The organism is Xylophilus sp. ASV27 (assembly GCF_016428875.1).
Taxonomy (GTDB): domain Bacteria; phylum Pseudomonadota; class Gammaproteobacteria; order Burkholderiales; family Burkholderiaceae_C; genus Xylophilus.
Window position 1 is genome coordinate 1 of sequence record NZ_JAELTO010000235.1, and the last position, 1,288, is coordinate 1,288.

General features: G+C 70.2%; 1 protein-coding gene and 1 pseudogene. Both read right to left on the reverse strand.

The features are described 5' to 3' along the window. A pseudogene (locus JHD63_RS22580) lies at positions 1–1,120 on the reverse strand (2-oxo acid dehydrogenase subunit E2); the annotation flags it as partial. Beyond that, positions 1,087–1,288, reverse strand: a 202-nt coding sequence (locus tag JHD63_RS22585) for a hypothetical protein (RefSeq protein WP_198973031.1), incomplete at its 5' end; no start/stop codon positions are given. The gene JHD63_RS22585 and the pseudogene JHD63_RS22580, both read right to left, overlap by 34 nt.

Sequence of the window (1,288 nt, forward strand, 5' to 3'; positions counted from 1 at the left end):
GCGTGCCTCCGATGCCGCCGAGCGAGCTGATCGAGAAGCAGCCGCCGCTCATGTCGCCGCCGCCGAGCTTGCCGTCGCGCGCCTTCTTGGCCAGATCGCCCATTTCCTGGCTGATCTGCAGGATGCCTTTCTTGTCGGCGTCCTTGAGCACCGGCACCACCAGCCCATTGGGCGTGTCGGCCGCGAAGCCGATGTGGAAGTACTGCTTGTAGACCAGCGTGTCGCCGTCCAGGCTGGCATTGAATTCGGGGAACTTCTTCAGCGCCGAGACCACGGCCTTGATGACGAAGGCCAGCATGGTGACCTTGACGCCGCTCTTCTCGTTGTCCTTGTTGGTGGCGACGCGGAAGGCTTCGAGTTCGGTGATGTCGGCCTCGTCGTTGTTGGTGACGTGCGGGATCATCACCCAGTTGCGGTGCAGGTTGGCGCCGCTGATCTTCTTGATGCGCGACAGGTCCTTGCGCTCGACCGGGCCGAACTTGGCGAAGTCGACCTTGGGCCAGGCAATGAGGCCCAGCGCCGCGCCGTCGCCGCCGGCAGGCGCCTTGGCCGCGGCGGCCTTGGTGCTGGCGGCGCCGCTCATCACGGCCTTGGTGAAGTTCCGGACGTCGTCCTGCGTGATGCGGCCCTTGGGGCCGGAGCCCTTGACCTCTTCCAGCGGCACGCCGAGTTCGCGCGCGAACTTGCGCACCGAGGGGGAAGCATGCGGCAGGCTGCCGGTGGGGGCCTCGGTGGGCTTGTGCGCCGCCGGTGCGGCCGCGCCCTCCCCGCGGCTCTCTCCCGCGCTTGCGGGAGAGGGAGAGGAAACGGGGGCGCTTGCCCCCTCGCCCTTCTGCGGCGCGGGTTGGGCAGCGGGGCTGGCGGCCGCCGCCCCTTCGAGGACCGCGATCAGGTCGCCGATGTTGACCGTGTCGCCGATCTTGACCTTGAGCTCTTTGAGCACGCCGGCCGCCGAGGACGGGATTTCCATCGACGCCTTGTCCGATTCGACCGTGATCAGCGACTGCTCGGCCTTGACCGTGTCGCCGGGCTTGACCAGCAGTTCGATCACGGCCACGTCCTTGAAGTCGCCGATGTCGGGGACCTTCACCTCGACCGGGCCGGCGGCCGGCGCGGGCGCTGTCTCTTATACACATCTGACGCTGCCGACGAAGAGAACCTAGTGTAGGTGTGGGGGGGGGGGGGGGGATGGGAGGGGGGGGGGGGGGGGGGGGGGGGGGGGGGGGGGGGGGGGGGGGGGGGGGGGGGGGGGGGGGGGGGGGGGGGGGGGGGGGGGGGGGGGGGGGGG